The organism is Butyricimonas sp. DFI.6.44, from assembly GCF_022132345.1.
Lineage (GTDB): Bacteria > Bacteroidota > Bacteroidia > Bacteroidales > Marinifilaceae > Butyricimonas > Butyricimonas muris.
The window spans coordinates 25,114-49,641 of record NZ_JAKNJD010000016.1 but is presented as its reverse complement, the minus strand read 5'-3'; the positions used below and the strand labels follow the sequence as shown (position 1 = coordinate 49,641).

The following is a 24,528-nucleotide window of genomic DNA, read 5'->3' as shown; positions in this document are numbered from 1 at the left end:
TAACAGATGAGTATGAGATTACGAAATATAATTTGGAGCGGGTTGATGTTGGCGTGCAGTGTCGGGTGTGCCGATTTTCTGGACGTGCAACCCAAGGACAAGCAATCGGAGAAACAGTTGTTCGCCACGAGAGGCGGGTATTATACAGCGGTGAACGGGATTTACAATAAGATGGCGTCCGCGGCTCTTTACGGGAAGAATCTTTCTTACGAGTTGGTGGATGTGATATCGAAACGTTATCAGCCGCTGTCGGTGAACACGTATCTGACGGCGTTGAGCACGTTCGCTTACACGGATAATTCGGTGGAAACGGAGTTGTCGAACACGTGGACGGCGGCTTATAACACGATATTGAATTGTAACGTGGTACTGGAGAATATCGACAAGAGCGAGGGGGTGTTGTCGACGGTGGAATCGCGGGTGCTGAAAGGGGAGATGCTTGCCGTGCGAGCCTTTTTGCATTTTGATATGTTGCGTTTGTTCGGTCCGGTCTATAAGCTCCAACCGCAAGCGGAATCAATCCCTTATAACGAGTCGTCGAAAGTGGTAGCCTTGCCGTTGTTGCCTGCCGATTCGGTAATTCACGAGAAGATTTTGCGGGATTTGGACGAGGCGGAGGGTTTGTTGTCGGATAGTGATCCGGTTATCGCGGAGGGGCCTATGGCTTCCCTCGAGGAAGATCAAGACGTGTATTCGCGTTATCGCCAGTTGCGGATGAATTATTATGCCGTTCAGGCGTTGAAGGCAAGGGTGTACTTGTACGCGGGAGAACAGGCGAATGCTTTAGCTGCTGCCCGAAAGTTGCTGACGGACACGAGGGTGGATGAACATTTTCCCGCGGTAGACCCGAACAAGCTTTTGGCAAACCAGACGAATCCCGATCGGGTGTTTTCGACGGAAGTGCTGGCGGGTATTTACAAGAAAGACAGGAAGGATATTTATACCGGTTATTTCAGCGCGGAACAAGCAGGGAATAATTACCTGCATCCCCGGAAAGATTTCGTGAACACGAATCTTTTCGCGGGAGAAACACAGGATTACCGTTTCCAGACGTGGTGGCAGATTGCTTCCGGGGTGGGAGAGAGCGGACACGTGCTTATCAAGTACAAGGGAATCGACCAGCCTAGCGGGACGACGGAAACGGAGTATTTCTATGCTGTTTTCATGTCATTGATTCGCTTGAGTGAGGTGTATTATATCGCGGCGGAATGTGAGCCAGTGTTGGCGGATCGGTACGAGTGGCTGAATCAAGCCCGTGTGCGGAGGGGATTGCCGAATTTGACGGCGGTTTCGGAAGATGATTTCATGAAACGGTTGCGGGGAGAGTATTTGCGGGAGTTTATAGGGGAAGGACAAATCTTTTTCATGTACAAGCGTTTGTATATTAATATAAACAGTGACGAGAACGGGTATGATACCAGTACTTACGGGGCAAGGGAGGAACGTTACGTGCTGCCAATGCCTTCCGGTGAAATTGCTAATCGTTAAAAGGATAAGATTATGAAATGGAAAAATATATTATGGGGTGCGGGATTGTGTTTTATTTTGAGCGCTTGCGAGAAGCAGGATATCCCGTTTTTTACCACGGATGATGCCGGAATTTATTTCCAACGGGTGACGAGTTATATTTACGGCAGTACCACGGAGTTTTACGCGGATTCGCTTTCTTATTCGTTCGTGTCGGCGCAAGCCTCGGTAAAGAGCGTGATGCTTGCGGCTACCGTGCGGACGATGGGAAAGGTGGTGGATTATGACCGTCCTTTCAAAGTGGTGATAGACGAGGCGGGAACGACAGCCGTGGAGGGGAAGCATTACGAGTTGGATCTGGATACGGTGGTGGTTCCGGCAGGAGCCAGTACGGCATCCGTGCGGGTGCGTTTTTACCGCACGGATGATTTGATGGAGAGAACGGTGCGTTTGGCTCTTCGCTTGGAGGATAACGAGTATTTCAAGTGTTATTTCCCGGAGTACAAGAACACGAGTGCTTATACGGCGACGGGTGAGATGATTCACGGGGATGTGTTCGCTTTCTCGTTGAGCGAGATGTACACGGAGCCGAGTTATTGGTCGATGTTCGGGGGGAGCTTTTTCGGGGACTGGACTCCCAAGAAGTATCTGGTTGTTAACGCGGCTTGTGGTTTGACTCCCGCGGATTGGAGTAACGCGGGGTATGCCGGGGCTAAGGTGCAGTACGGTCGTTTTAGTTTTTTTGCCATGACCGTGCAGAAGTATTTGCAGGAACAAGCGGATGCCGGAACCCCGGTATCGGATTCGGACGGGAAGTATATGCAGCTTGCTCCTTCCTACGCGGTGGATTATTCCCGGTATGAATAATATTTAAAAATGATGTTATGAAAATGAATCGTATTATATTGTTTTTGTTTGCTTTTTCCCTTTGTGCTTGTTTTGATGATAAGGGAAATTACGAGTACCACGAGGTGGCGGAAATAACTATCGAGAATATCCCGGAGGTGGTTGAGGTGTTGGGAAATTCCGATCATATTGTCGTGAAACCGAAGATCGTTTCTTCGCTGGAAGGGGAGATCGGGGCGGATAACACTAATTTCGAATTCGGTTACAGGATCGAGAAAAAGTCCGGGGGCGTCATGGTGTCCGGGCAGAGATGGGTGGATTTGAATCCCTCGAAAACACTGGAGTTGGATACGTTGGCGGCTTTCGTGGCGGACACGTATATCGGGTGGTTTACCGTGACGGACAAGCGTTCGGGAATACAGGCTTCCGCTACTTTCGACATAAAGGTGTCGTCCCCGACCTATGAGGGGTGGATGGTGCTTTGTGACGAGGGGGAGGAAGAACGTGTGCGGATGGATATGATTTCGGTTATTTCCGCGGAGCGGATTATCCCGGCTTATGACCTGTTGGCGCCGTTGGGATTGCCGGATTTGAAGCATGCCAGAGGTATCGGTTTTTACCCGAATCTTTTCGCGAGTCCTAATGACGTGATCTATGTGATGACGGGTGAGGGCACGTATAAGTTGGATCGGGAAACCTTCAAGACGGATGTTTCGTGGGATATCAATAATATTGATTTTATCATTCCCCCCGCGGATGAGCGTGTCGTGTGCTACACGTCGGTGAATAACAGCAGTACGGCGGGAGCCTTGGCTTGCTTTTGCGTGACGGATGCAGGGAATGCTTACGCGCAAGTGCTGGGTTCTGCCGGGGCTGCTTTCGAGTATCCCGTGAATACTTCTGAACGGGGAAAAGCACCGGAATACAAGGTTGCCCCGTATGTCGGCGTGAGTATGGCTCGTCCGGGGAATGCGTCGACAGCTTTGTTGTATGATACGGATAACCGGAGGTTCGTGGGGTGGAAATACAATTACAGTGATGATGACGCGATGCAGACTTTAACCCCGTTGCCTGATCCGGAAAGCGGTTTGTTCAGTTTCAAGACGGGCATGGAGTTGGTGCATATGGAGAGTACCCGTTATTCTAACGGATTGGTGTACGCGGTCTTGCAAGATGGCGGGGGAAGGCGTCGCGTTTACGGGATTAATATGTCCGGTAACGGTTTCGTGCAGGAAGTCAAGTACGAGAATATGGATGCTCCCGATTTTGATAAGGCAACGGCTTTCGCTTTTCATTCCCAATTCCCGTATATGTTTTATGCCGTGGGGAATAAGGTGTATTTGCATAACTTGGGAACAAGCACGACTTACCCGATGAGTACGATTGCTTTGGGGGATCGTGAAGTGGTGACGATGTTGAAATTCAACCTGTATCGCCAATGTTCTTTAGGTCAGTTGAACAATCAGTCCGAAGAGTTTATGGCTCGGCAATATGAACTGATGGTTGCTTCCTATAACACGGATGCCCCGGATAATAACGGGGGCAAGTTAGGATTCTATCCGGTTGACGGGGTGAATAATACCGTGACGAAACGGGTGGAATATGACGGTTTCGCGCGAATAAAAGATGTCGTGTATCGTGAGCGTCGATAGGTGACGTGGTGATTATTATGCTCGGGAGAGGGGAACGTGTGCGTTCCCCTCTCTGTTTTTCAGAACTTCCAGAACGATGCTTGACCCCGAAGGTCATCCGTTCTGTCTGGACACGGAAGAGGCGGAGTAAAGACCGGGGGTGGTATGAAATTGTTTATGAAAGAATTTGTTGAATGCACTTTGACTCTCGAATCCTAGTAAAAAAGCAATCTCTGTGAAAGGTACTTTTTCCCTGATGTATTCTTGGGCTAAATCCATTCGTAGGTTATTTAATATCTGTTGGTATGATGTGCCTTCCGATTTTAATTTGCGTTGCATGTTTCTTTCACTCATGTTGAATTTTTCTGCCATGCGTTTGAAAGATAAATCGGTATTTGAAAGGTTATGCATGAGATAGCGGCGAACTGTTCTTGCCAAACTATTGCTTTGCTCCGTATCCATTTGTTTTATCTCGTGCATGTAGTCCTCGAAGACGGGATATAATGATTTGTTTCCTGTAATGATGGGTAAATCCAGTACCGAACGCTTGAAAGCGAGAGATAGTTTGTCTTGATTAAACTCTATCGGGCAATATAGAAACTCTTCGAGTTTGTCAATCGAGCCTTCCTTGGGGTATATCGAGTGAGCCCGCGAGGGATATAAATATCTTCCCGTGAAACTATACGCGTATTGAAGCGAAATGCCGTATTGCATCTCCATCCATTGCCTGGAAGCTATCGGGTATAGTTGAGCGAATTCACGATTCATTGATATTTCAAAAAAGAAATAATCGTTGTCCTCCCTGTTCGTGTAGGTTAGAATATCATTAGCCGTGAGGTCGAGAGGTGCGGGATTCTCGAAAATCTCCCGGACATTTTTACTGCGGTTATAAATATTGTACATACTGCCGATTAAGACAAAGGGTAATAAAAATCCTGTTTCTAAGCCTATTCTGTTATTGCCGCTTTGTTTTACCACGTGTTCCAAGTATAATCCCAGTATGTTCGCGTCAATTTTTGTTGTCGGGTTTAGCAATGTATCTTGGTTAAACTTTCTTTGTGCGAATAACTTGGAAAATTCCGCTGTGGGCGTTTGAAATTGCTTGATGAGTATATTCAATAAACCTGCCGATATATACATGCTTTGTCGCTTTTGGACAAAATTATGGCTTTATTGTCAATAATGCAAGTGATATACGATATACATTTGTTCTATCATTTTTAAAACTTGAAATATGAAAATAGAATTGGTACCCGCGAGTAAGATTTTATCCATCATGATAGTCTGTTTGGGAGTTATACACGAGATCGCGACATTCACGCCACTTGTACAAGACGGTTTGGAGTGCTTGTCGAGAAGTGATTTTAATAGCGTGATATATATGAGTTTGATGTGTGGGGCTTCCCTTGTTTTGAGTGGGTGGTTATTGTTGCTATTACTCCCCAAGAATGTAACACATACGTTTCTTGCTTACCCGATTTTGTTGATAAGTATTTTTGTGCTTATCAATGGAATCGTGTCTGTTGTTTTTATGGTTGACAATCCGTTTGCTTGGTTCGTACTCGTGTCGGGATTATTAATAACTATAATTTCTGCCTGTAATTATATACTTTTCACGCCAAATGATAAATGAGATTAACGTGTAAAGAATAAACCTTTTTGCTCCTTTATCCGTATAGAGTGGTGTGATTTTTATAACATAACATATACAATTTATTAAAAGGAAAGAATGAAAGCAGCATTGTTTTTAGAAGATAACCAACTTTGCCACCTTAGTGGAAATATAGAAGGAAAAGCGATAAAGGTGTCAACGATTACGACAGAGGATGATAAGGTTGTTTCTATAAAAAACAGAGAGGTGAAAAACTGGAACGTGAATTATTTCGTCCAATGGCTCGCGGAATGCGGAATAAAGATGATTTATGTTTCCGGAATTGACGAGAAGATAAGGCGTTTTTTCGAGCAGATGAAAATTATCGTGAACGTGAAAAATTCATCGGATCACCCTCTTTTAGTGAGAGAGATTACTTCTTGGGATTAAAGTAGGAATCTCAGATTAGTTTCCGGTTTAAACATGGTTTAAACAAGGGGCAATCGGAAAATCAGTAATTGAAACAAACTTCATTCATGGATTTTTCGATTGTCCTTTTTTAATAAAGTCTTGTTGTTGAGGTGGGTGCGGCAAAAAATAGGTTGATATTTCGGTTGACAAATTGGTTGACAAAACGGTCAAAAACACCTAAAAATAACCAAAAAGAAAAAGAGAGTCACTTTTGTAACTCTCTCTGATTCAGTGGTGCCACCAGGAATCGAACCGGGGACACAAGGATTTTCAGTCCTTTGCTCTACCAACTGAGCTATGGCACCATCGTTATGTTTTAACGGGTGCAAAAGTAGGGGAATTTTTTGAAATTGCAAGCGATTATAAAGAAAAAATAGAATCGGGGATGAAAAAAATAGGGGAGATGGAGAATAGGTGGCTTCCGGCAATCGTTTTTCGGGGGTGAGATAAATTTTAAGGAATTAGCGAAAAAAAGTGATATTAATTTTTGATTATTAATAAATTAGTTATATTTGCTGCGGTAGAAGTTAAATAGTTGTTTATCGTTGAAACCAAAGATATCTATCTACGTACCCTTCTACATGTATTATTAATTTTAATTATTTTTATTGTGAATATTTTTGTTGCAAAGCTAAGTTCTGCCACCACGAGTGAAGACTTGCAAGCTCTTTTCGCGGAGCACGGTTCTGTTTCTTCAGCCAAAGTAATTATGGACAAAGAAACTGGTAATTCTAAATGTTTTGGTTTTGTTGAAATGGAAGACGAGACGGAAGGTTTCAACGCGATCAATGCTTTAAACGAGTCAGATTTTCAAGGACGGAAAATTGTTGTGAAAAAAGCAAGACCGAGAGAAGAAGGAGGCGATAATAGAGGTTATAGAGCACCGAGAGAAAGAAGATTCTAATCCCAATCGCTAAAGATTAAGAGAGCCGTGTAACAAAGCATGGCTCTTTTTTGTGTCTATTTTGGGTTCTTTTCTTGTTGTCCGGTATTGTTGCTTGGGGCGGTACGTGTATATCGAAAGATTTAGAGATAAATATTTTTAAGTCGTGTGAATAATCTTATAAATTTAATCTCTATTTTTGTAGAAAGCGATATTGGTGGAAATGGACGAAATATTATTCACAAGGCAAATAAACGAGAGACAGACGGATGCTTTTTGCCGTTTGTTCAAGGATTTTTTTGATTCGTTGCTTTATTTTGCCACGGGATACGTGGAATGTAAAGAGGTGGCGGAGGATGTTGTACAGGAAGTTTTTGTAGATATATGGGAGGGGAAGATGAAATTCCGGTCTTACAATAGTTTGAAAACTTTTCTGTATACTTCCGTGAGAAATGCCTGTGTAGACTGGTTGAGACATCAACGAGTGGAGAAGAAATACGCTGATGTGATGCGGCGGGAGACCTCGGATGACGAGGAAGATTTTGCTTATAAAGTGATGCGGGAGGAAATTTACCGGGAGCTTTTCGCGGTTATAGAGGAATTACCTGACAGACGGCGGGAGATATTCAGGTATCACATGCAGGGAAAATCGAATGCCGAGATAGCCGAAATCATGGATCTGTCCGTGTTCACGGTGAAGACACAGAAAGTGAAAGCCGTACAATATATAAAGGAGCGTATGGGGCATCTGTTCTTCCTGCTGACCGTATTCAAGTTGAGCTGAGTAAAAAATTGAAATATTTTTTGATTTCGGATACTTCGTTTGGGGTACCTGAACGTTTTATTGATGTAAAACGAGAAAAATATGGATTATAATGATTATCGGATTGTCAGATTGATTCAACGGGATTTGTTGGGGGTGCTCACGAATGAGGAGCGTGAAGAATTGGAGCGATGGATCGGGAATGCTGCCCGGAATGCCCGTTTTTACAGGGAAGTGAAAGATAGCCAAGAGATAGGTGCCAGATTCGCCATATATGATAAAGAACGGAAAGAACAGCTATTGCGACGTTTTGAAAAACGAATCGGGCATAAACGTTCCCGTCGCGTGGGAAGAAGAGTGTTGAAGTACGCGGCGGTGGTCATGTTGCCATTGATATGTGTGTGCATAGGGGTAAAGTTGTTGGAAAAAGAGCAGAAGGCAGATGTGGCTATTGTTTCCGGGATATTGCCGGGAGGAGTGAAAGCCACGTTACAGATAGAGGGAGGGGTTGAAATCGCTTTGAGTTCGGACGGGAATCAAGAGCTCATGGAAAAGACGGGGGGACGTATTATAAATTCGGGTGGGGGAATCATGTACAGCCGGGATTCGGGTGTAATTGGGAAACAGGAATATAATGTGCTCCGTACAGAAAGAGGAGGGGAGTACAGTGTGGAACTTTCCGACGGTACGAGGGTGAAAATCAATGCCGCGACGAGTTTGAGATACCCGGTAACCTTTGACCGGGAAAAGCGGGAGGTGTATCTTTCCGGGGAGGCTTATTTCGAGGTGGAAAAGGATACGGACAGACCTTTTTATGTCGTCACGGATGCCATGAGGATACGGGTGTACGGGACGTCGTTCAATGTAAATACTTACGGGGAGAAAGTACAGACCGTGCTTGTCAAGGGGAGGATCGGGATACAGGGAAAAAATTCTTCATGGGAATACGAGGTGAATCCGTCGGAATTGGCAGAGTTCGGTCGGGACGGGAAATTTGTCGGCATTAGGAAAGTGGATACGGAGATGTACACGGGCTGGAAAGATGGCGTGCTGATTTTCGAGAATGAATCATTGGAACATATAATGAACGTGTTGGCTTTGTGGTATGACGTGGATGTGGTTTTCCAGAATCCGGAGTTGAAACAGTATAATTTTGGAGGCTATCTGAAAAAATACGAGAATATAGACGTGATATTGGATGCGATAAGCCGAATCGTGGGAGTGACATTTGTCGTGAAGGATAAGACTGTGACCGTGCAAAAATGAGACACAGGAAATGATTGCAGCATTTCCTGTGTAATAGATAGAACTTGAGGCGATTGTACCACCAACTCCTCAAGCAGTATTAACCTATAAATACAAAGTTATGAAAAAAAAGCAATCGTGCCTAAAATATAGGCATCGAAGTCGTAAAATTTTTTTGATTATGAGATTGTGTATTCTATTCATCTTTGTTTTCACCTTCACGTTGACGGCGAAAACTCTGGCTCAGCAAGAAAAAGTGAATCTCGACCTGAAAGACGTGTCGATTAATACATTGCTGAGGGAAATTCAAAAACAGACGAGTTTTAATTTCGTTTTCAGTATTGATCAGACGCGGGATTTGGGGAAGTTTACCGTGAAAGCGGAGAACGAGACGTTGGAGAGTGTGTTGAAACGGATATTTGCAGGTACCGGCTTGACATACGAGTTCAGTAATGATTTGATCTTGATCCGCCGGGAGAAGGATAGCCGCCCTAACGAAAGAAAGCAAAAAGAGATTCGGATCGTGGGGAAAGTCGTGGATGAAACGAAGACCGTTTTGCCGGGAGTGACCGTGCAATTGAAAGGGATGAAGCTGGGGACGGCGACCGACAAAGACGGGTGCTATGCTTTGAATTTCCCGGATATGGGGAAGACCGTTGTGCTGGTCTTTTCTTTTATCGGGATGGAAACGGTCGAGGTGAAATATACCGGGAAGGACACGATTAATGTCGTGATGAAGGAGGATAAGGTTCTTTTGGAAGACGTGGTAATAACGGGTTATGCCAATATCAGCAGGCAATCCTTTACCGGTAACGTGAAAACCATTTCCGCGGCGGAATTGAAAAGGGTATCTCCGACGAACGTGTTGAAATCCTTGCAGGTGTTGGATCCTTCATTCCGGATAACGGTGAATAATGACATGGGCTCGAATCCGAACGTGTTGCCGGAGATTAATATCCGGGGGGCTTCCGGGATTGGTTTGACGGAATTGGACGCGGCGAGTGTTTCCAAAACAGCCTTGCAGAATGATCCGAATTTGCCGACATTTATCATGGACGGGTTCGAGGTGTCTGTCAGTAAGGTATATGACTTGGATATCAATCGTATCGAATCGATCACCTTGTTGAAAGATGCTGCCGCGACAGCGATTTACGGTTCGAGAGCGGCTAATGGGGTGGTCGTAATCACGACCGTGGCACCTAAGACGGGGGAAATACTGATTACTTACAATTATGGTCTGGATGTACAGTTACCGGATTTAAGGGATTATAACCTGATGAATGCCAGAGAGAAGTTGGAAGCTGAGAGAGTAGCGGGTATGTATGACGGTTACTCTCATCTGGAGCGGGTGTATCAACAGAAACTTCGGAAAATAGAAGAGGGTACCGAGACGGACTGGCTTGGGAAACCTTTGCGCAACACGGCGAGCAGCAGGCACACGATACGTTTGGAGGGTGGTAACCCGAATGGTCTGCGTTATGCTCTCGATGCCAACTATCAAGCGAATAACGGTGTCATGAAAGGTTCGTCCCGCAAGACTTCCGGGATAGGCGTCGAATTGCAGTATAATTATAAGAAGATTCGTTTTACCAATATGTCCCAGTACACGGGAATGAAATCCGAGGAGTCGCCTTACGGTTCTTTTGCCCAATACACGGTGATGAATCCCTATTACTCGTATTTGGGAGAGGACGGCAATATCTTGAAAACGATAGAGAGCATCGAGGGAAACCGGAAAGCAAACCCGTTATGGGATGCGAATTTAGGTAGTTATAATGAATCGGAATACAAGGAATTTCTCAATAATTTCAGCCTTCAGTATTTTTTTTCGCATACTTTGAATCTTCGAGCTAATATAGCTTTGGCGCACAAGATAAACACGAGTGAAAACTTCACTTCCCCGGATGCCAGTAAATACGATGTGGCGGGATCGTCCTATAAAGGGGAACTGGTTCTGGGTGACGGGCAGGTTACCACGATGGACGGGAATGTCAATCTCTATTACAACAATCTGATCGGTCACCACAATATCAATCTGGTAGCCGGAATAAACTGGAAAGAGAGTAAGGACAAAGATAAAACGACATCGTTGAGGGACCTTCCCCGCGGAACATTCACGAACCCTCAATTTGCTCGGGAGCTATCGGGACCTATTATCAGTTCCGGACAGAAAACCCGTTTATTTGGTGCCATGCTTTCCATGAACTATACATATAACAACATTTATCTGGCTGACTTTACCGGGCGTCTGGATGGAAATTCGGCTTTCGGGTCGGAGTCCCGGACTGCTCCGTTCTGGTCTCTTGGATTGGGGATGAATATCCATAATTATTCATTCATGAAATCTGTCAAGTGGTTGTCGGAACTGAAAATACGGGGGTCTTACGGTATCACGGGGAAAGCTAATTTCCCGGCACGAACAGCCCGCACGGTCTACACGATGAGGAATGATTTCGTCTACCCCACGGGTGTCGGGGTGGATATGGCGGCTATGGGGAACCGGAATTTGAAATGGGAAAAAACAAAAATTACCGACGTGGGCGGTAACGTGAGCCTGTTTGACGGGAGGATTGACGTGACGTATGCTTATTACGAGCGACGCACCGTGGATTTGATCGCGGATATGTATATTCCCGCCTCTTCCGGTTTTGTTTCCTACAAAGAGAACGTGGGACAGATATTGAACAAGGGGCATGAGGTGAGTTTGCGGTTGAAAGTGTTGAATAAAAATGATTTTCAATGCTATGTTTCCGGCAATTTGGCGACAAACAAGAACAGGATCGTTAAGGTTTCGGACGCGCTGAAGTCCTACAACCAGCAGATAGAGGATAATTACCAGAAGCTATTGGATGACAAGGAACATGGGTATTACGTGGAGGAGGAAATTTCAATGAAGCCGTTGATTAAATTTACCGAGGGAGCATCGACTTCTTCCATTTATGCCATGCAGTCGCTGGGGATTGATCCGCAGACCGGGCAGGAAATGTTCCGTTATCGGAATGGTGCTATTGCCACGAAGTGGTTGGCTTCGGAAAACGTGGTATGTGGTAATAGTGAACCCAAGCTCAACGGGACGTTGTCTGCAAACCTTTATTTCAAGGGAATCACGCTGGATATTTATTTTACCTATACTTACGGGGGGCAGCAGTATAATGAAACCTTGCAGGGGAAAATCGAGAATGTCGACTTGAAAGGAAACGTGGACAAGCGGGTGTTTTCCGAACGTTGGAAAGAGCCGGGTGACCGGGCAAAATTCAAAAGCATAAAGGATTGGGAAAAGCCGACATACGCGACTAGCCGTTTCGTGCAGGATGACAACACGCTGAGCCTTCAATCACTCTCTTTGGGTTATGAATTGCCGCGGGAACTATTGCGCAAAATGTTTCTACGGCAAATGAGATTCTCGTTTAACACGAGTGATGTGTTCCGTGTTTCTACGATAAAGCGGGAGAGGGGAACTTCCTACCCGTTTGCCAGAAGTTTTAATTTTTCAATAAACGTGGGATTCTAAAATAGTATGATTATGAAGGTAAAATATTTGACAAGTTTGTTGATCACGTTGACGTTGTTCACGTCATGCGAGAAATGGTTGGATGTCAATTCCGAACTGGACATTTATGAAGAAACATTGTTTGAAGAAGCCGAAGGGTACTATGCCGCGTTGAACGGGCTTTATATAGCGATGGGCGGACAGAATCTATACGGGAAAGAATTGACCTTCGGTGCTGTTGAGGCTTGGGGCGGAAGCTATATTCTGGATAAAGAGAATCACCAGAGCTGGGACGAGATCGCTAACTTCAAATACGAGAATACGGCAGCCCAAGGCGTTGCCTCCGGTATTTGGTTGGATGCCTTCAACGTGATTGCCGAGGCGAATAATTTGCTCCAAAACTTGAATAAGGACACTGAAACCCGTTTCCCGGAGGGCGACTTGACCAAGAATATGATTCTGGGGGAGGCGTACGCGATTCGTGCCATGATGCACTTTGAACTCGTGCGTGTATTCGCGCAGGCTCCCGTGTCGGATGGGGGAGGTGTCACTGCCTATGTGCCTTACGTGACTGTTTTTCCCTCTAAAATTAATACTCCGCTACCGACCAAAGAGGTGTTACAAAATATAATAGCCGATCTGGAGAAAGCGAAAGACCTCGTTGCCCCGATGGATACCTTGGAAGGCAACAAAGGTTATATTTCTTTCCAATATAACAATGTATCCACTCGCTTGCCATTGAATGACGGTTACGTGACTTCCGTCAAGGATGAGTTTTTCCAGTATCGGGCTCTCCGGTTTAATTATTGGGCTATGCTCCAGTTACTTTCACGCGTGTGCCTGTATGCCGGCGAAAAAGATAAAGCGTACACTTACGCGTCAGCCGTGGTGAATATGGTGGAATCCAAAAAGTTTTACAGTTTCACCTATCCGAGTGCTATCGCTTGTCCCGTGTTCGTGTACAGCGCCGAACCCCGCCTGCATAAAGAGATGTTATTGGGGCTCTATCGCACGGACTATCCGGATTGGACGGATCTCTACTTCGGAATGCGGGGACCGCAAATTAATGTTGCCGGGATACGGGATATATTTGCCGGGAATTTGTCGGATGTAAGGTACACGGGAGGATTCTACGCGGACTATTTGATGAAATATTACTGGAACGTGACCGAGGATATGGGAGGAAACGTCCGGTTGATGAACGCGACCAAGAATTTCATCCCCGTCTTGCGTTTCCCGGAATGTTATTATATTGCCGCGGAGAGTGTTTTCGAGAAGAACCCGGGACGGGCAATCGAGATTTTTAATTTAATGGCTGATGCCCGGAGCAACAGTTCATTAAAATTGTCGGAGGGTATTTCTGCCGATAATTTCCGTGAAGCTATTGTTCGGGAGTATCGTCGGGAGTTTATCGGGGAAGGGTATCTGGTCTACGTTTACAAGCGGTTGAACTTGCCCTTGAGAATAGAGGAGGGCGTGACGGTAGATCATCACGGGAAATTAGTGATGCCGGTACCGAATAACGAGTCAGCGATACAGTAATTAATTCAATAAAATGCAATGACATGAAATATCTATATATCATATCTTTTTTATTCTTTGCTTTAGTGGCTTGCGAGGAGGAAAAGCCTGAATTATTTTCTCCTGACAGGTATATCCGGTTGACTTTCGGCAGCAATCCGGGGGAGAATTATTACAAGAGAAGTTACACGTTCGCTTTCGAGAAAGATGGCGTGACCGATAAAGTGTTCCGTTTCCCCGTACAATTCAACGGGAATGATTTGACCGGGGATTTGAAATTCCGCGTAGCGGTGGTCGACACGATGACGACCTTGCCGGCGGAATGTTATGATTTGCCGTTGGAACAGGTGTTTCGCGGGGGACGGGGGAATGTCGATACGGTAGAAATTACCGTTCTCCGGAAGCCGGTGCTGAAAGAAGGGGTAAAAGTATTGAGGTTCGAACTGGTGAAGAACGAGAATTTCGAGCCCTATACGCGGGATTCGGTGTACATCGAACTGCACGTGTCCGACGTGGTGGATCGTCCCGAATGGTGGGAAGAAGGTGGAGTCGTGGAATTGTCCTATCTGGGTAAATATTCTTACTTGAAGTATTTGGCTTTCGCTGAGGAAACCGGAATTCAGGATTTCGGGGTGTTGACACCTTCCGAGAAACGGCATTACGCGATAAAATTCAAGCGGGCTCTGGAGGCAAAACCTCGTGAGGATGTGGACGGCACTACAATGAAAGTACCTATTGCCGGGTAAGATGATATAAAAGTACAAAACTTTTAAATGAACAATTATGAGAAAATTATTTTGGCTATGCAATATACTTTGGTTTTTCGGCATCGGTTGTCTGGACGACAAAACCAATTTGAATACATCTGCTATTTTACTGCCGGATTCGGTCATTATCACGAACGAGAACGCGGGGACAAAGATTGTGGTATTGGAAGAAAAGAGCGGTTTTAGTTTTACCGTATCTCCCGGTACTGAATTGAAAATGAATGCACGGGCATATTACCGGGGTACGGAAAAACTGACCTACGAGTGGCGGGTAGATGGCAAGGTGGTTGCCGAAAAGGAAGTGTACGAGGATACGTTTATGAATGAAACGTCGGGGGCTTTGTATATCTGGCGGGAAGGCGGGGAGAGCGCTTTCGTCTACACGTTTGTAATAAGAATGGCGGCTCCTTTCGAGCGGGGGGTGATGATTATGGGAAATCACGGGGGAAAGGGAGCTTTCGATTTCGTGGAACTCTCTTATGTCAAGGAAGACATTGACTTCTTCGGGGAGTCGTTGAAAGGGTTTAGCGTGACTAAATATATAGGTCATGAAAATATCTATCCCTTGTGCAATGACGGCGAGGAATTTCCTTGTGAGCATGTCGTGAAAGTAGAACGTATGACCGGCTTGACGTGGAATTTGGATGAAGTATATTTCCAACTGTTGGATAAGGATTACACGAAAGCGGTGACCGTGAAGCAGAAAACAATCAGGAGAATTACCATGTTGCGGGATGAGTTTGTTGAAATTCCGGCTAATTTGAAACCGGTAGACTTCGTGAACACGGGGGCGATCAGCCTGTTGCTGGACGAGTCGGGTAAAATTTACTCCCGCATCAATTATGACGACGGCATCCCCTGCACGGGTTCTTTTATTTCCGAGCCGTTGACGTTTGATGATCCTTATGATATACCGGATAAAGGAAGCGAAGAAATCAAGGCTACCCGAATCTTCCCGGTTGGGATGGTTTACGAGCGGGAGAAAAAGCGTTTCTTGATTGTGGCATCGGTTGTGGACAAAACAGTCGTTTCCGCTTTCCCGGAATATCCCGCGTTGCCGGATAATTATATGTCATTGAGTAATTTTGACGCAGAGTTAATAGAAGTACTCAATTCCGGTACGATAACGCCCGAGAGTACGTGGTATCTTGTATACAAGAAAAACGGGGATTATTATATGCAACAATTCACATACCGGGTATATCAAACGCAAATCACGTACTCGCCCACGTCGGCTTTCAAGGTTTCGGAGGATATTGCAAGCCTGTGGCGATCCGGTACGCCGGTATTCCAAGCATGGAAAATAGGTGTGCTTGGACCGGAATACATTTATTTCGCCGTGGGGAATACACTTTACCGGATGACAACGAGTGGAACCGGGTTGGAGAAAGTGTTCGAGTGCACCGGGGTGACTGGGAATATCACGCATTTGGCATTGACGGCGTCTTCCGGGCGTTCTTTCTCGAGTGCGGCAGACGGTTATGTGAATGGAGCCGTGTACACCGTGGGGTTTGACACGGGAGATATGAAACTGGTACAAGTGTACACCGACCCCCGGAAACCGGGCGAAACGTTATACCGGATTATTTGGGAGAAACACTATGACGGCGGCGTCACTTTTATGAGATATTACCCGCAATAGATGTATTTGATTTTTGGAGGTACTTTGTTCGGGAGTACCTCCAAAAGACCGCTTGTTTACCGGGTGGTCAGGGTGTCGTGTGCATAAACGAAAGTATTTACTGTATAAATAACAAGAATGGAAAAATCAATTGTAAAAGTAGAGAATTTGTCACACCGCTATAGCGTGCAGTGGGCGGTTCGGGATATTAATTTTGAAATATCTCAAAATGGTATCTATGGATTATTGGGTTCCAACGGAGCCGGGAAATCAACAACGATGAACATCATCTGCGGGGTATTGAAGCAAACGGAAGGAAACGTATTTATCAAGGGAATCGATATGCGGGAGAATCCCGTGGAGGCGAAACGTCATATCGGTTTTTTGCCCCAGAAACCGCCATTGCAAATGGATTTGACGGTCGAGGAATATTTGATTTACAGCGCTAACATGAGGTTGATGTCGGATAGCGAGGCACGTAAGGCGGTAGGGGACGTCATGGAGAGATGCGGGATTACCCATTTCCAAAAGCGTCTGATCCGTAATCTTTCCGGTGGGTACCAGCAACGGGTGGGTATTGCCCAAGCCATCATCCATCGTCCGGATTTTGTTGTGCTGGACGAACCCACGAATGGGCTGGACCCGAATCAAATCGTGGAAATTCGGAATCTGATCAAGGAAATCGCCCGCGATTGTACCGTGGTGCTTTCCACTCATATTTTGTCTGAAGTACAGGCTACCTGTGACTATATCCGCATGATAGAACAAGGTTCGCTGGTATTCGCCGGTTCCGTGGATGAATTTGATAATTACATCATCCCGAACACGATAATGGTCAATCTGGTAGCTATGCCCCCGGTGGAAGAATTGCAATCCCTTCCGGGAGTGTTGCGCGTGGAAGAATTGGGAGGAATGAAATACCGGTTGCAATTCTCCGATGCGCAGGAAGTCATGGAGCGGGTCGTGGAAACCAGTGTCGCCCGTGGATGGCGTTTGACGGAAATCAATCTGGAGAGAAGTTCTCTGGATGCTATTTTCGCTGAATTATCTAAAAAGTAGACAGATTAAAAACAAATACAATGAAAACGATATATAAAATAGCTAGAACAGAGTTGCAAACTCTTTTTTATTCACCGGTGGCGTGGTTGATACTCGTGATTTTCTCTTTTCAAGGGTGTATGGCGTTCGGGCAATATCTGGTACAGATAGCCCAAGGGCAAACGATGGGATATTCCCTCCCTCCCCTTACCCCGATACTGTTCGCCAGTTCTCAATACTCTATATTCGCGGATATTCAAGGCTACCTGTACCTGTATATTCCTTTGCTTACCATGGGATTGATGAGCCGGGAACTGGGAAGCGGCTCTATCAAGTTGCTGTACTCCTCGCCGGTGACCAATACCCAGATTATACTGGGCAAATTCTTGTCGATGATGATCTACGGGTTAGCGTTGATCGGGGTGCTGGTATTAATGATTATTTTTTCGGCAATCGTGGTGAAGGACTTTGACCTTCCGGCGGTACTCTCCGGCTTGTTGGGGTTGTATCTTTTGATTTGCGCGTACGCGGCGATAGGTCTTTTCATGTCGAGCTTGACTTCCTATCAAGTGGTTGCCGCCGTGTTGACCTTAGCCATGTTGGCGGTGTTGAATTTCGTGAAAGATATGTGGCAGGGGGTAGCTCTGGTACGGGAGATTACTTATTGGCTTTCCATATCGGGGCGTTGCAATGAATTTGTCAACGGGTTGATTTGTAGCGAAGACGTGCTGTATTTTATTATTGTTGTGGCGATGTTCCTCGCGCTTGCCGTGGTACGGATGCAATCCGTGCGGCAGAAGAGTCCGTGGGTGTCTACTATCGGTAAATACTTTTCCGTGCTGTTTCTGGCAATGTTGCTGGGATACCTTTCTTCCCGCCCGTCGTTGATGACTTATTATGACGCGACGGCAACCAAGACGAATACGTTGACACCTAACAGTCAGGATGTAATCAAACGTCTGGAAGGAGGTATGACGATAACGACCTACGTGAACGTGTTGGATGAAAAAGACGTGTGGACGGCACTGCCGGATCGGGTGAAATATGATGAACAGCGATTCCGTCATTATCTCCGGTTCAAGCCGGATATTAAAATGAAATATGTCTACTATTACGATACCGTGGTCAATCCGGAAATGGACAAGCGTTTCCCGGGTAAAAATACGGAACAACGGGCAAAAGAGTACATGCGTATTTTTAATTTAGATTCCAATTTATTCATCACTCCGGAACAAATCAAGAAACAAATCGACCTTTCCGGCGAAGGAAACTTGTTTGTCCGGGTATTGGAACGGGAGAGTGGTGAAAAGACGTTCTTGAGAACTTTTAACGATATGATGCATCACCCGGGGGAAACCGAAATCACGGCTGCCTTCAAACGTCTCGCGATGAGATTGCCGAAAGTGGGCTTTCTGACCGGGCATGGCGAACGGAACATCCGCCAAGACGGTGACCGGAATTACAGTGCTTTCACGAAGGACAAGAAATTCCGTTATGCTCTGATGAACCAAGGTTTTGACGTGGCGGAAGTGTCGTTGGAGCGGGAAGTACCGGAAGACGTGAATATCATTGTGGTGGCAGAGATGCGCTCCCCGTTCACGCCGGAGGAACAGGTGAATTGGGATAAGTACGTTGCCCGCGGGGGCAATCTTTTAATCTTGAGCGAACCGAAACGGGGGGACGTGATGAGCCCGATTTTGGAATCGTTCGGGGTGAAACTCGTTCCGGGAATCCTTGTCCGGGCCACGGAGAATTACGCGCCGGAACTTATTCAAGCCTACCCGACGGAGGAGGCCGGGGAATTGGTTTATCATTTTGCGGATATGCGGAAGTATGAATCGGTAGTTACTATGCCGAACGTGTCCGGGTTGGAGTATACCACGGGTAAAGGCTTTAAGGTAAGTCCGTTATTCCGAACCGATTCTTTAGTATGGAACGAATTGCAGACCGTGAATTTCGTGGATGATACGGTGACTTTGGATTCGGGAAGCGGGGAGGTGCAGAAATCCTACGTGACTACTGTTGCTTTGACCCGGGAGGTGGCAGGCAGAGAACAGAAAATAATGATTTTCGGTGATGCCGATTGTATCAGTAACGGTGAATTGAGCACGGGGCGCAAAGGAATCAAGGCTTCCAACTTTTCCGTCATCATGGGAACTTTCTATTGGATGTCGGACGAGGAAGTACCTATCGACGTTCGCAGACCCGAACCCACGGATACGGATTTCTATTTAGGACAGACCGGGGCGGACGTTTGGAAAATCGTGTTTATGTGGGTGTTGCCGGTACTCATGGTTTTGTGCGGACTCTATATCTGGCTTCGTCGCCGGGGAAGATAGTTCGCCGGAGTGTGCTTTTTATCAGACGTGTTTTTCATGGAGAGTGTGCTGTAAAAAGTGCACTCTTCTTTCTGTATGGCATGAATTAAGTCGTTTGCCAATACTTTAGTATCCCTAACTCAAGGGATAGCTAATAGATTAGGAAGGGTTTAGGGCGGGTGTTGCCCGAGTGTTAGGCGACATCGCCCACACTTCGCCTGTATTTCGCCCACACTTCGCCCACGTTTTAGTAAAGTATATGCTTTTTTAACACACGCTGGCGAAATGTTGTTCCTCGTGTTCGGGATGCGGGAGAAAGGCTAATTTAATGCTTCGCGGTAGCTTTCCCCCGGGTAAAGGGTTGTTTATTCCCTGTACTTCATTTTCAAATAGGCGTACAGCACCCGGTGCATCAGTCCGGCTTCTTCCAGTTCCTCGTCCGAGAGGTTGGGAGCGAGTTCAATGTCATTGCTGACGTCGGTGAGTTGTTCGTCCCGGTCGATGCGGTTGCCGAAGTTTTGTTCCATGAAGAAAATATCGAATAACTGCATCCGTTCGAGGGATTCCAGCGCAAGTTTCCGGGCTTCCAATAGATTGTCCGCCCTGTATTTTTTCAGAAATACCTCAATCATGCTATCCGTGAAATAGTCCGCGAAATAATGCATCAATATGATTCGTTTCTTCACGCAATCGTAGATGTTTTCCGGGGAACACGTGATTCTTTCGCTGATGCCCAAGTATGCCAGTTCAGCCAGTTCGATGCTTTCTTCTTCTTCCTCATCCAGTTCGAGCAAGAGGATTTTGTATAGCATATCGGAAAATTCCTCTTGGCGGGTTATTGCCCGGCTCTCGTGATAATAGCGGAATCTGTCGGGGATGACTTTTCTCAACAACAGGCGGAGGGCTTTCCGGTCGCCGCTGGCGCTGTGCAGTAAAGATTCGTCCAATATATTGTCCAGTTTGCTCATGGTCGGTCGTTTATTGTTGGTTGTCGGGGTTAAAATTTACCCAGCCTTGTGCTTTCAGTTCGAAAGAATTGCCGTCTTTCGTGATCAAGTTATATCCTTCGCTTTTGGCGCAGGTATGCCCGATGATGCTGATTCCTTCCATGGCGGATAATTTCTCGAAATCTTCCAGCGGGGCGGTAAACAGCAATTCGTAGTCCTCACCGCCGGAGAGGGCACACACGGTGGCGTTCATGTTCAGTTCTTCCGCCATTTTGTAAGTCTGGTAATCAATTGGGAGTTTATCCTCGTATATTTTGCAACCCAGACCGGAATCGTGGCATATGTGCAATACCTCGGAAGAGAGGCCGTCGGAAACGTCCATCATGGCCGTGGGCTTGATACCTTTTTCTTTCAACAGGCGGACGATATCCTGCCGGGCTTCCGGTTTTAGCTGGCGTTCCAGTATGTACTCGTAGCCGGAGAAGTCCGGTTGGGAACTCTGGTTTTCTTGAAATACCACTTTTTCCCGCTCCAGTAATTGCAAACCCATGTAGGCGGCTCCTAAATCCCCGCTTACGCAGATTAAGTTGTTTTCTTTTGCCGTGTTGCGGTACGTGAGCTCTTCCTCGTCAGCTTCCCCGAGCACGGTGATGCTGATACACATGCCGGTTTTGGAAGATGTCGTGTCGCCGCCCACGAGGTCTACCCCGTATTGGTCGCAGGCGAGGTAAATCCCCTCGTATAATTCTTCCACGGCTTCCAGCGAAAAGCGGTTGGATATGGCTAACGAAACGGTAATCTGTTTCGCCGTGCCGTTCATGGCGCAAATGTCGCTGACGTTGGTCGCCACGGCCTTGTATCCCAGATGTTTCAATGGGGCATACGCGAGGTCGAAATGTACACCTTCTATCAACATGTCCGTGCTGACGAGCACTTTTTTATCCTTGTAGTCCAGTACTGCAGCATCGTCGCCGACTCCTTTCACGGAAGAAGTATTTTTTAATTTTATATCTTGTGTCAAGTGACGGATTAACCCGAATTCCCCTAACGTGGATAGTTTTGTCAATGGTTTGTTTTCACTCATGTTTCGTGTCTTTCTTATTTCGTGTACAAAAATACACTAAATTGCCGAATGACGCAAATGGGAAGTCGCTTTGCTCAAGTCAAAGGTTCATAAAGTCCATAAGGTTCGTAAAATCCGTAGATCTTGCGGGTGCTTAACCTACGGCAGCTTTGCTGCCGATGAACACAGTCCGAAGGACGCCCGTGACTTTATAGACTTTATGAACTTTAAGAGCCGAAGGCTCGACTTTATGGACCGGATGAAAAGCGTTTTGGCGCATTTCTCCTGTGGCTTTGCTACGTTGCAGGTTGGTAGGTTACAAGTTTTTCTTGTTCGCGGGTTTATGCCTCGGCGGTTGAATCATAATATCGGTTTATCACGTAATAGATATTATCTACCCCATAGATAATTGGGTAGGTGATATTTTTTTGTACTTTTGCACAAATTGAATAATTAGGTCTTGTCAGGGGGTATATCCTTGTCATTTTCAATTTTCAATTTTCAATTTTCAATTAATGAGTTATGGCTAAAGAACAAGACGATATATTGAATGAAGTAACCGAGGGTGAGTATAAATACGGCTTTGTTTCTGACGTGGAAACCGAGATGATCGGCAAGGGATTGAACGAATCTGTTGTCCGGTTGATTTCACAAAAGAAAGAGGAACCCGAGTGGTTGCTGGAATTTCGGTTGAAAGCGTATCGGCATTGGTTGACCATGAAGATGCCCGCGTGGGCGCAATTGGAGATACCGCCGATTGATTATCAGGATATAGTGTATTACGCTGCCCCGAAGCAGGAAGTGAAAAAGTCTTGGGATGAGGTTGATCCCGAGTTGAAAGCTACTTTCGATAAATTGGGGATTCCCTTGGACGAGCAGAAGACGCTTTCCGGGGTAGCCGTTGACGCGGTCATGGATAGCGTGTCGGTGAAAACGACGTTCAAGGAGGCGTTGGCTGAACGGGGAGTTATTTTCTGTTCTTTCTCCGAGGCGGTGAAGAATCACCCGGACTTGATAAAACGTTACTTGGGCTCCGTGGTGCCTTATTCCGATAATTATTTCGCGGCGTTGAACTCGGCGGTATTCAGTGACGGGTCGTTCGTGTATATCCCGAAAGGGGTGCGATGCCCGATGGAGTTGTCGACTTATTTCCGTATCAATGCGGCGAAGACGGGACAGTTCGAGCGTACGCTAATCGTGGCGGAGGAGGAGAGTTACGTGAGTTACCTTGAAGGGTGCACCGCCCCGCAGCGGGACGAGAATCAACTGCACGCCGCTATCGTGGAGATCGTGATCGAGAAGAATGCCGAGGTGAAATACAGTACCGTGCAGAACTGGTACCCGGGTGACAAGAACGGGAAGGGCGGTATCTATAATTTCGTGACGAAGCGGGGAATTTGCAAGGGGGAGAATGCCAAGTTGATTTGGGCGCAAGTGGAAACCGGATCGGCGATCACGTGGAAGTACCCGAGTACGATATTGAAGGGCGACGGTTCCGTGAGCGAGTTCTATTCCGTGGCGGTGACGAATAATTACCAGCAAGCGGACACGGGAACCAAGATGATACATATCGGGAATAATACCCGTAGCCGTATCGTGTCGAAAGGTATTTCGGCGGGATATAGTTCCAACTCCTACCGGGGAAAGGTGAAAGTGGTGAAAAGTTGTCACGGGGCACGCAATTTCTCGCAGTGTGATTCGTTATTGCTGGGAGATAAATGCGGTGCGCATACGTTCCCTTATCTCGAGGTGGCTAATCCCACGGCGCAGGTGGAACACGAGGCGACGACTTCCAAGATCGGTGAAGACCAGATATTTTACTGCAACCAGCGGGGAATATCCACGGAGGACGCTGTCGGCTTGATCATCAAGGGGTACGCCGGAGATGTTATCAACAAAATGCCGATGGAGTTTGCCGTTGAAGCGCAGAAATTATTGCAGATTAGCTTGGAAGGAAGCGTGGGATGATATGGAAGCGATTTATGATTTGAGATTTACGATTTATGAATGACAAATTATGATTTATGGTTTTGGACGAGGGCGGTTGGTGCGGTTGGAATCTGAAATCTAAAATCTAAAATCTAAAATGAATATGAAGGGTTTACTAAAGATAAAGAATTTGCACGCCTCGATAGACGGGAAGGAGATTTTGAAAGGGATTGACTTGGAGGTGAACGCGGGCGAGATACACGCGATTATGGGACCGAACGGGGCAGGGAAAAGTACACTTTCCGCCGTGTTGACGGGACGGGAGTGTTTCGAGGTGACGGAAGGGGAGGTTTGGTTTAACGGTAAGAACTTGTTGGAGTTGCCGGCGGAAGACAGGGCGCGGGAAGGGATATTCCTGAGTTTCCAGTATCCGGTGGAGATTCCCGGTGTAAGCACGGTCAATTTCTTGAAGACTGCCGTGAATGAACAGCGTAAATACAAGGGGCTGCCGCCTTATCCTGCCGGTGAGTTTCTGAAGATGATCCGGGAGAAGATGGAACTCGTGAGCATCGACAGCCGTTTGTTGAACCGCTCGTTGAACGAGGGCTTTTCCGGCGGGGAGAAGAAGAAGAACGAGATTTTCCAGATGGCGGTGCTGGAGCCGAAATTGTCTATTCTTGACGAGACGGATTCCGGTTTGGATATCGACGCCTTGCGCATCGTGGCAAACGGGGTGAACAAGTTGCGGCGTCCGGATAATTCCACGATCGTGATCACGCACTACCAGAGGTTGTTGGATTATATCGTGCCCGACGTGGTGCACGTGCTGTATGACGGTCGAATCGTGAAAACCGCCGGCAAGGAGTTGGTTGCGGAGTTGGAGAAACACGGTTATGATTGGATAAAAGAGGAAGTACATTCCGGTAAGTAATAGACA

General features: G+C 46.4%; 19 protein-coding genes and 1 tRNA gene. 16 read left to right on the top strand and 4 right to left on the bottom strand.

What is annotated here, in order from left to right; all coding sequences use genetic code 11:
- Nucleotides 1–12 precede the first annotated feature (12 nt).
- The 3 genes from L0M98_RS19585 to L0M98_RS19575 are packed head-to-tail and all read left to right on the top strand — an operon-like array spanning nucleotide 13 to nucleotide 3,965.
- A complete protein-coding gene (locus tag L0M98_RS19585) occupies nucleotides 13–1,488 on the top strand; it encodes a RagB/SusD family nutrient uptake outer membrane protein (protein WP_227217387.1) in 1,476 nt (491 codons plus the stop codon).
- Between the two features lie 12 nt (nucleotides 1,489–1,500).
- Nucleotides 1,501–2,334, top strand: a complete 834-nt coding sequence (locus tag L0M98_RS19580) for a DUF4843 domain-containing protein (RefSeq protein ID WP_227217388.1) — start codon at nucleotides 1,501–1,503, stop codon at nucleotides 2,332–2,334.
- Between the two features lie 17 nt (nucleotides 2,335–2,351).
- Nucleotides 2,352–3,965 (top strand): PKD-like family lipoprotein, encoded by a 1,614-nt coding sequence (locus L0M98_RS19575; RefSeq protein ID WP_227217389.1) that lies wholly within the window; start codon nucleotides 2,352–2,354, stop codon nucleotides 3,963–3,965.
- Between the two features lie 93 nt (nucleotides 3,966–4,058).
- On the opposite strand, the gene L0M98_RS19570 is transcribed toward L0M98_RS19575, so the two are convergent.
- Nucleotides 4,059–5,084, bottom strand: coding sequence for a helix-turn-helix transcriptional regulator (locus tag L0M98_RS19570; RefSeq protein ID WP_227217390.1), 1,026 nt, complete (start codon nucleotides 5,082–5,084; stop codon nucleotides 4,059–4,061).
- 94 nt (nucleotides 5,085–5,178) lie between these two features.
- On the opposite strand from L0M98_RS19570, the gene L0M98_RS19565 reads away from it, so the two are divergent.
- Together L0M98_RS19565 and L0M98_RS19560 are read left to right on the top strand one after the other, a co-directional pair.
- Nucleotides 5,179–5,577 (top strand): hypothetical protein, encoded by a 399-nt coding sequence (locus L0M98_RS19565; RefSeq protein ID WP_099290445.1) that lies wholly within the window; start codon nucleotides 5,179–5,181, stop codon nucleotides 5,575–5,577.
- Nucleotides 5,578–5,673: 96 nt separating this feature from the next.
- The gene (locus L0M98_RS19560; RefSeq protein ID WP_099290444.1) at nucleotides 5,674–5,985 is read left to right on the top strand and encodes a hypothetical protein; all 312 of its coding nucleotides are present in this window, start codon (nucleotides 5,674–5,676) and stop codon (nucleotides 5,983–5,985) included.
- 253 nt (nucleotides 5,986–6,238) lie between these two features.
- Here the strand turns inward: L0M98_RS19560 and L0M98_RS19555 are convergent.
- Nucleotides 6,239–6,311 (bottom strand) — tRNA-Phe (locus L0M98_RS19555).
- A 230-nt stretch (nucleotides 6,312–6,541) separates the two neighbouring features.
- Here L0M98_RS19555 and L0M98_RS19550 point away from each other — a divergent pair.
- The 9 genes from L0M98_RS19550 to L0M98_RS19510 all read left to right on the top strand — a co-directional run bounded on the left by L0M98_RS19550 (nucleotide 6,542) and on the right by L0M98_RS19510 (nucleotide 19,673).
- Entirely contained in the window at nucleotides 6,542–6,910 is a 369-nt protein-coding gene (locus L0M98_RS19550) for an RNA recognition motif domain-containing protein (protein ID WP_222621225.1), read from the top strand.
- 202 nt (nucleotides 6,911–7,112) lie between these two features.
- On the top strand, nucleotides 7,113–7,673 hold the full coding sequence (locus L0M98_RS19545) for an RNA polymerase sigma-70 factor (protein ID WP_227217391.1): 561 nt from the start codon (nucleotides 7,113–7,115) through the stop codon (nucleotides 7,671–7,673).
- Nucleotides 7,674–7,754: 81 nt separating this feature from the next.
- Nucleotides 7,755–8,918 carry a FecR family protein gene (locus L0M98_RS19540; protein ID WP_227217392.1) on the top strand — a complete coding sequence of 388 codons (1,164 nt, stop codon included), beginning with the start codon at nucleotides 7,755–7,757 and terminating at the stop codon, nucleotides 8,916–8,918.
- 160 nt (nucleotides 8,919–9,078) lie between these two features.
- Nucleotides 9,079–12,408: a SusC/RagA family TonB-linked outer membrane protein gene (locus L0M98_RS19535; RefSeq protein ID WP_227217393.1), complete on the top strand. Its 3,330-nt coding sequence runs from the start codon at nucleotides 9,079–9,081 to the stop codon at nucleotides 12,406–12,408.
- Between the two features lie 12 nt (nucleotides 12,409–12,420).
- The gene (locus L0M98_RS19530; RefSeq protein ID WP_227217394.1) at nucleotides 12,421–13,929 is read left to right on the top strand and encodes a RagB/SusD family nutrient uptake outer membrane protein; all 1,509 of its coding nucleotides are present in this window, start codon (nucleotides 12,421–12,423) and stop codon (nucleotides 13,927–13,929) included.
- A 23-nt stretch (nucleotides 13,930–13,952) separates the two neighbouring features.
- Nucleotides 13,953–14,654, top strand: coding sequence for a DUF4843 domain-containing protein (locus L0M98_RS19525; RefSeq protein ID WP_227217395.1), 702 nt, complete (start codon nucleotides 13,953–13,955; stop codon nucleotides 14,652–14,654).
- A gap of 37 nt (nucleotides 14,655–14,691) precedes the next feature.
- Nucleotides 14,692–16,317, top strand: a complete 1,626-nt coding sequence (locus L0M98_RS19520; protein ID WP_227217396.1) for a hypothetical protein — start codon at nucleotides 14,692–14,694, stop codon at nucleotides 16,315–16,317.
- Nucleotides 16,318–16,434: 117 nt separating this feature from the next.
- The gene (locus tag L0M98_RS19515; RefSeq protein WP_099290436.1) at nucleotides 16,435–17,355 is read left to right on the top strand and encodes an ABC transporter ATP-binding protein; all 921 of its coding nucleotides are present in this window, start codon (nucleotides 16,435–16,437) and stop codon (nucleotides 17,353–17,355) included.
- 20 nt (nucleotides 17,356–17,375) lie between these two features.
- On the top strand, nucleotides 17,376–19,673 hold the full coding sequence (locus L0M98_RS19510) for a Gldg family protein (protein ID WP_227217397.1): 2,298 nt from the start codon (nucleotides 17,376–17,378) through the stop codon (nucleotides 19,671–19,673).
- Nucleotides 19,674–20,017: 344 nt separating this feature from the next.
- Here L0M98_RS19510 and L0M98_RS19505 read toward each other — a convergent pair whose 3' ends face one another.
- Both L0M98_RS19505 and thiL read right to left on the bottom strand, forming a co-directional pair.
- The gene (locus L0M98_RS19505; protein WP_227217398.1) at nucleotides 20,018–20,620 is read right to left on the bottom strand and encodes a hypothetical protein; all 603 of its coding nucleotides are present in this window, start codon (nucleotides 20,618–20,620) and stop codon (nucleotides 20,018–20,020) included.
- 10 nt (nucleotides 20,621–20,630) lie between these two features.
- Nucleotides 20,631–21,683, bottom strand: a complete 1,053-nt coding sequence (thiL, locus tag L0M98_RS19500; protein ID WP_227217399.1) for a thiamine-phosphate kinase — start codon at nucleotides 21,681–21,683, stop codon at nucleotides 20,631–20,633.
- 501 nt (nucleotides 21,684–22,184) lie between these two features.
- Here thiL and sufB point away from each other — a divergent pair.
- Both sufB and sufC read left to right on the top strand, forming a co-directional pair.
- Nucleotides 22,185–23,630 (top strand): Fe-S cluster assembly protein SufB, encoded by a 1,446-nt coding sequence (sufB, locus tag L0M98_RS19495; RefSeq protein WP_099290432.1) that lies wholly within the window; start codon nucleotides 22,185–22,187, stop codon nucleotides 23,628–23,630.
- Between the two features lie 124 nt (nucleotides 23,631–23,754).
- Nucleotides 23,755–24,522 carry a Fe-S cluster assembly ATPase SufC gene (sufC, locus tag L0M98_RS19490; protein WP_099290795.1) on the top strand — a complete coding sequence of 256 codons (768 nt, stop codon included), beginning with the start codon at nucleotides 23,755–23,757 and terminating at the stop codon, nucleotides 24,520–24,522.
- Nucleotides 24,523–24,528 lie beyond the last annotated feature (6 nt).

Coding starts and splice junctions, on each gene's coding strand:
- L0M98_RS19585 (WP_227217387.1), top strand. CDS start 13: ATGAGATTACGAAATATAATTTGGAGCGGGTTGATGTTGGCGTGCAGT.
- L0M98_RS19580 (WP_227217388.1), top strand. CDS start 1,501: ATGAAATGGAAAAATATATTATGGGGTGCGGGATTGTGTTTTATTTTG.
- L0M98_RS19575 (WP_227217389.1), top strand. CDS start 2,352: ATGAAAATGAATCGTATTATATTGTTTTTGTTTGCTTTTTCCCTTTGT.
- L0M98_RS19570 (WP_227217390.1), bottom strand. CDS start 5,084: ATGTATATATCGGCAGGTTTATTGAATATACTCATCAAGCAATTTCAA.
- L0M98_RS19565 (WP_099290445.1), top strand. CDS start 5,179: ATGAAAATAGAATTGGTACCCGCGAGTAAGATTTTATCCATCATGATA.
- L0M98_RS19560 (WP_099290444.1), top strand. CDS start 5,674: ATGAAAGCAGCATTGTTTTTAGAAGATAACCAACTTTGCCACCTTAGT.
- L0M98_RS19545 (WP_227217391.1), top strand. CDS start 7,113: ATGGACGAAATATTATTCACAAGGCAAATAAACGAGAGACAGACGGAT.
- L0M98_RS19540 (WP_227217392.1), top strand. CDS start 7,755: ATGGATTATAATGATTATCGGATTGTCAGATTGATTCAACGGGATTTG.
- L0M98_RS19535 (WP_227217393.1), top strand. CDS start 9,079: ATGAGATTGTGTATTCTATTCATCTTTGTTTTCACCTTCACGTTGACG.
- L0M98_RS19530 (WP_227217394.1), top strand. CDS start 12,421: ATGAAGGTAAAATATTTGACAAGTTTGTTGATCACGTTGACGTTGTTC.
- L0M98_RS19525 (WP_227217395.1), top strand. CDS start 13,953: ATGAAATATCTATATATCATATCTTTTTTATTCTTTGCTTTAGTGGCT.
- L0M98_RS19520 (WP_227217396.1), top strand. CDS start 14,692: ATGAGAAAATTATTTTGGCTATGCAATATACTTTGGTTTTTCGGCATC.
- L0M98_RS19515 (WP_099290436.1), top strand. CDS start 16,435: ATGGAAAAATCAATTGTAAAAGTAGAGAATTTGTCACACCGCTATAGC.
- L0M98_RS19510 (WP_227217397.1), top strand. CDS start 17,376: ATGAAAACGATATATAAAATAGCTAGAACAGAGTTGCAAACTCTTTTT.
- L0M98_RS19505 (WP_227217398.1), bottom strand. CDS start 20,620: ATGAGCAAACTGGACAATATATTGGACGAATCTTTACTGCACAGCGCC.
- thiL (WP_227217399.1), bottom strand. CDS start 21,683: ATGAGTGAAAACAAACCATTGACAAAACTATCCACGTTAGGGGAATTC.
- sufB (WP_099290432.1), top strand. CDS start 22,185: ATGGCTAAAGAACAAGACGATATATTGAATGAAGTAACCGAGGGTGAG.
- sufC (WP_099290795.1), top strand. CDS start 23,755: ATGAAGGGTTTACTAAAGATAAAGAATTTGCACGCCTCGATAGACGGG.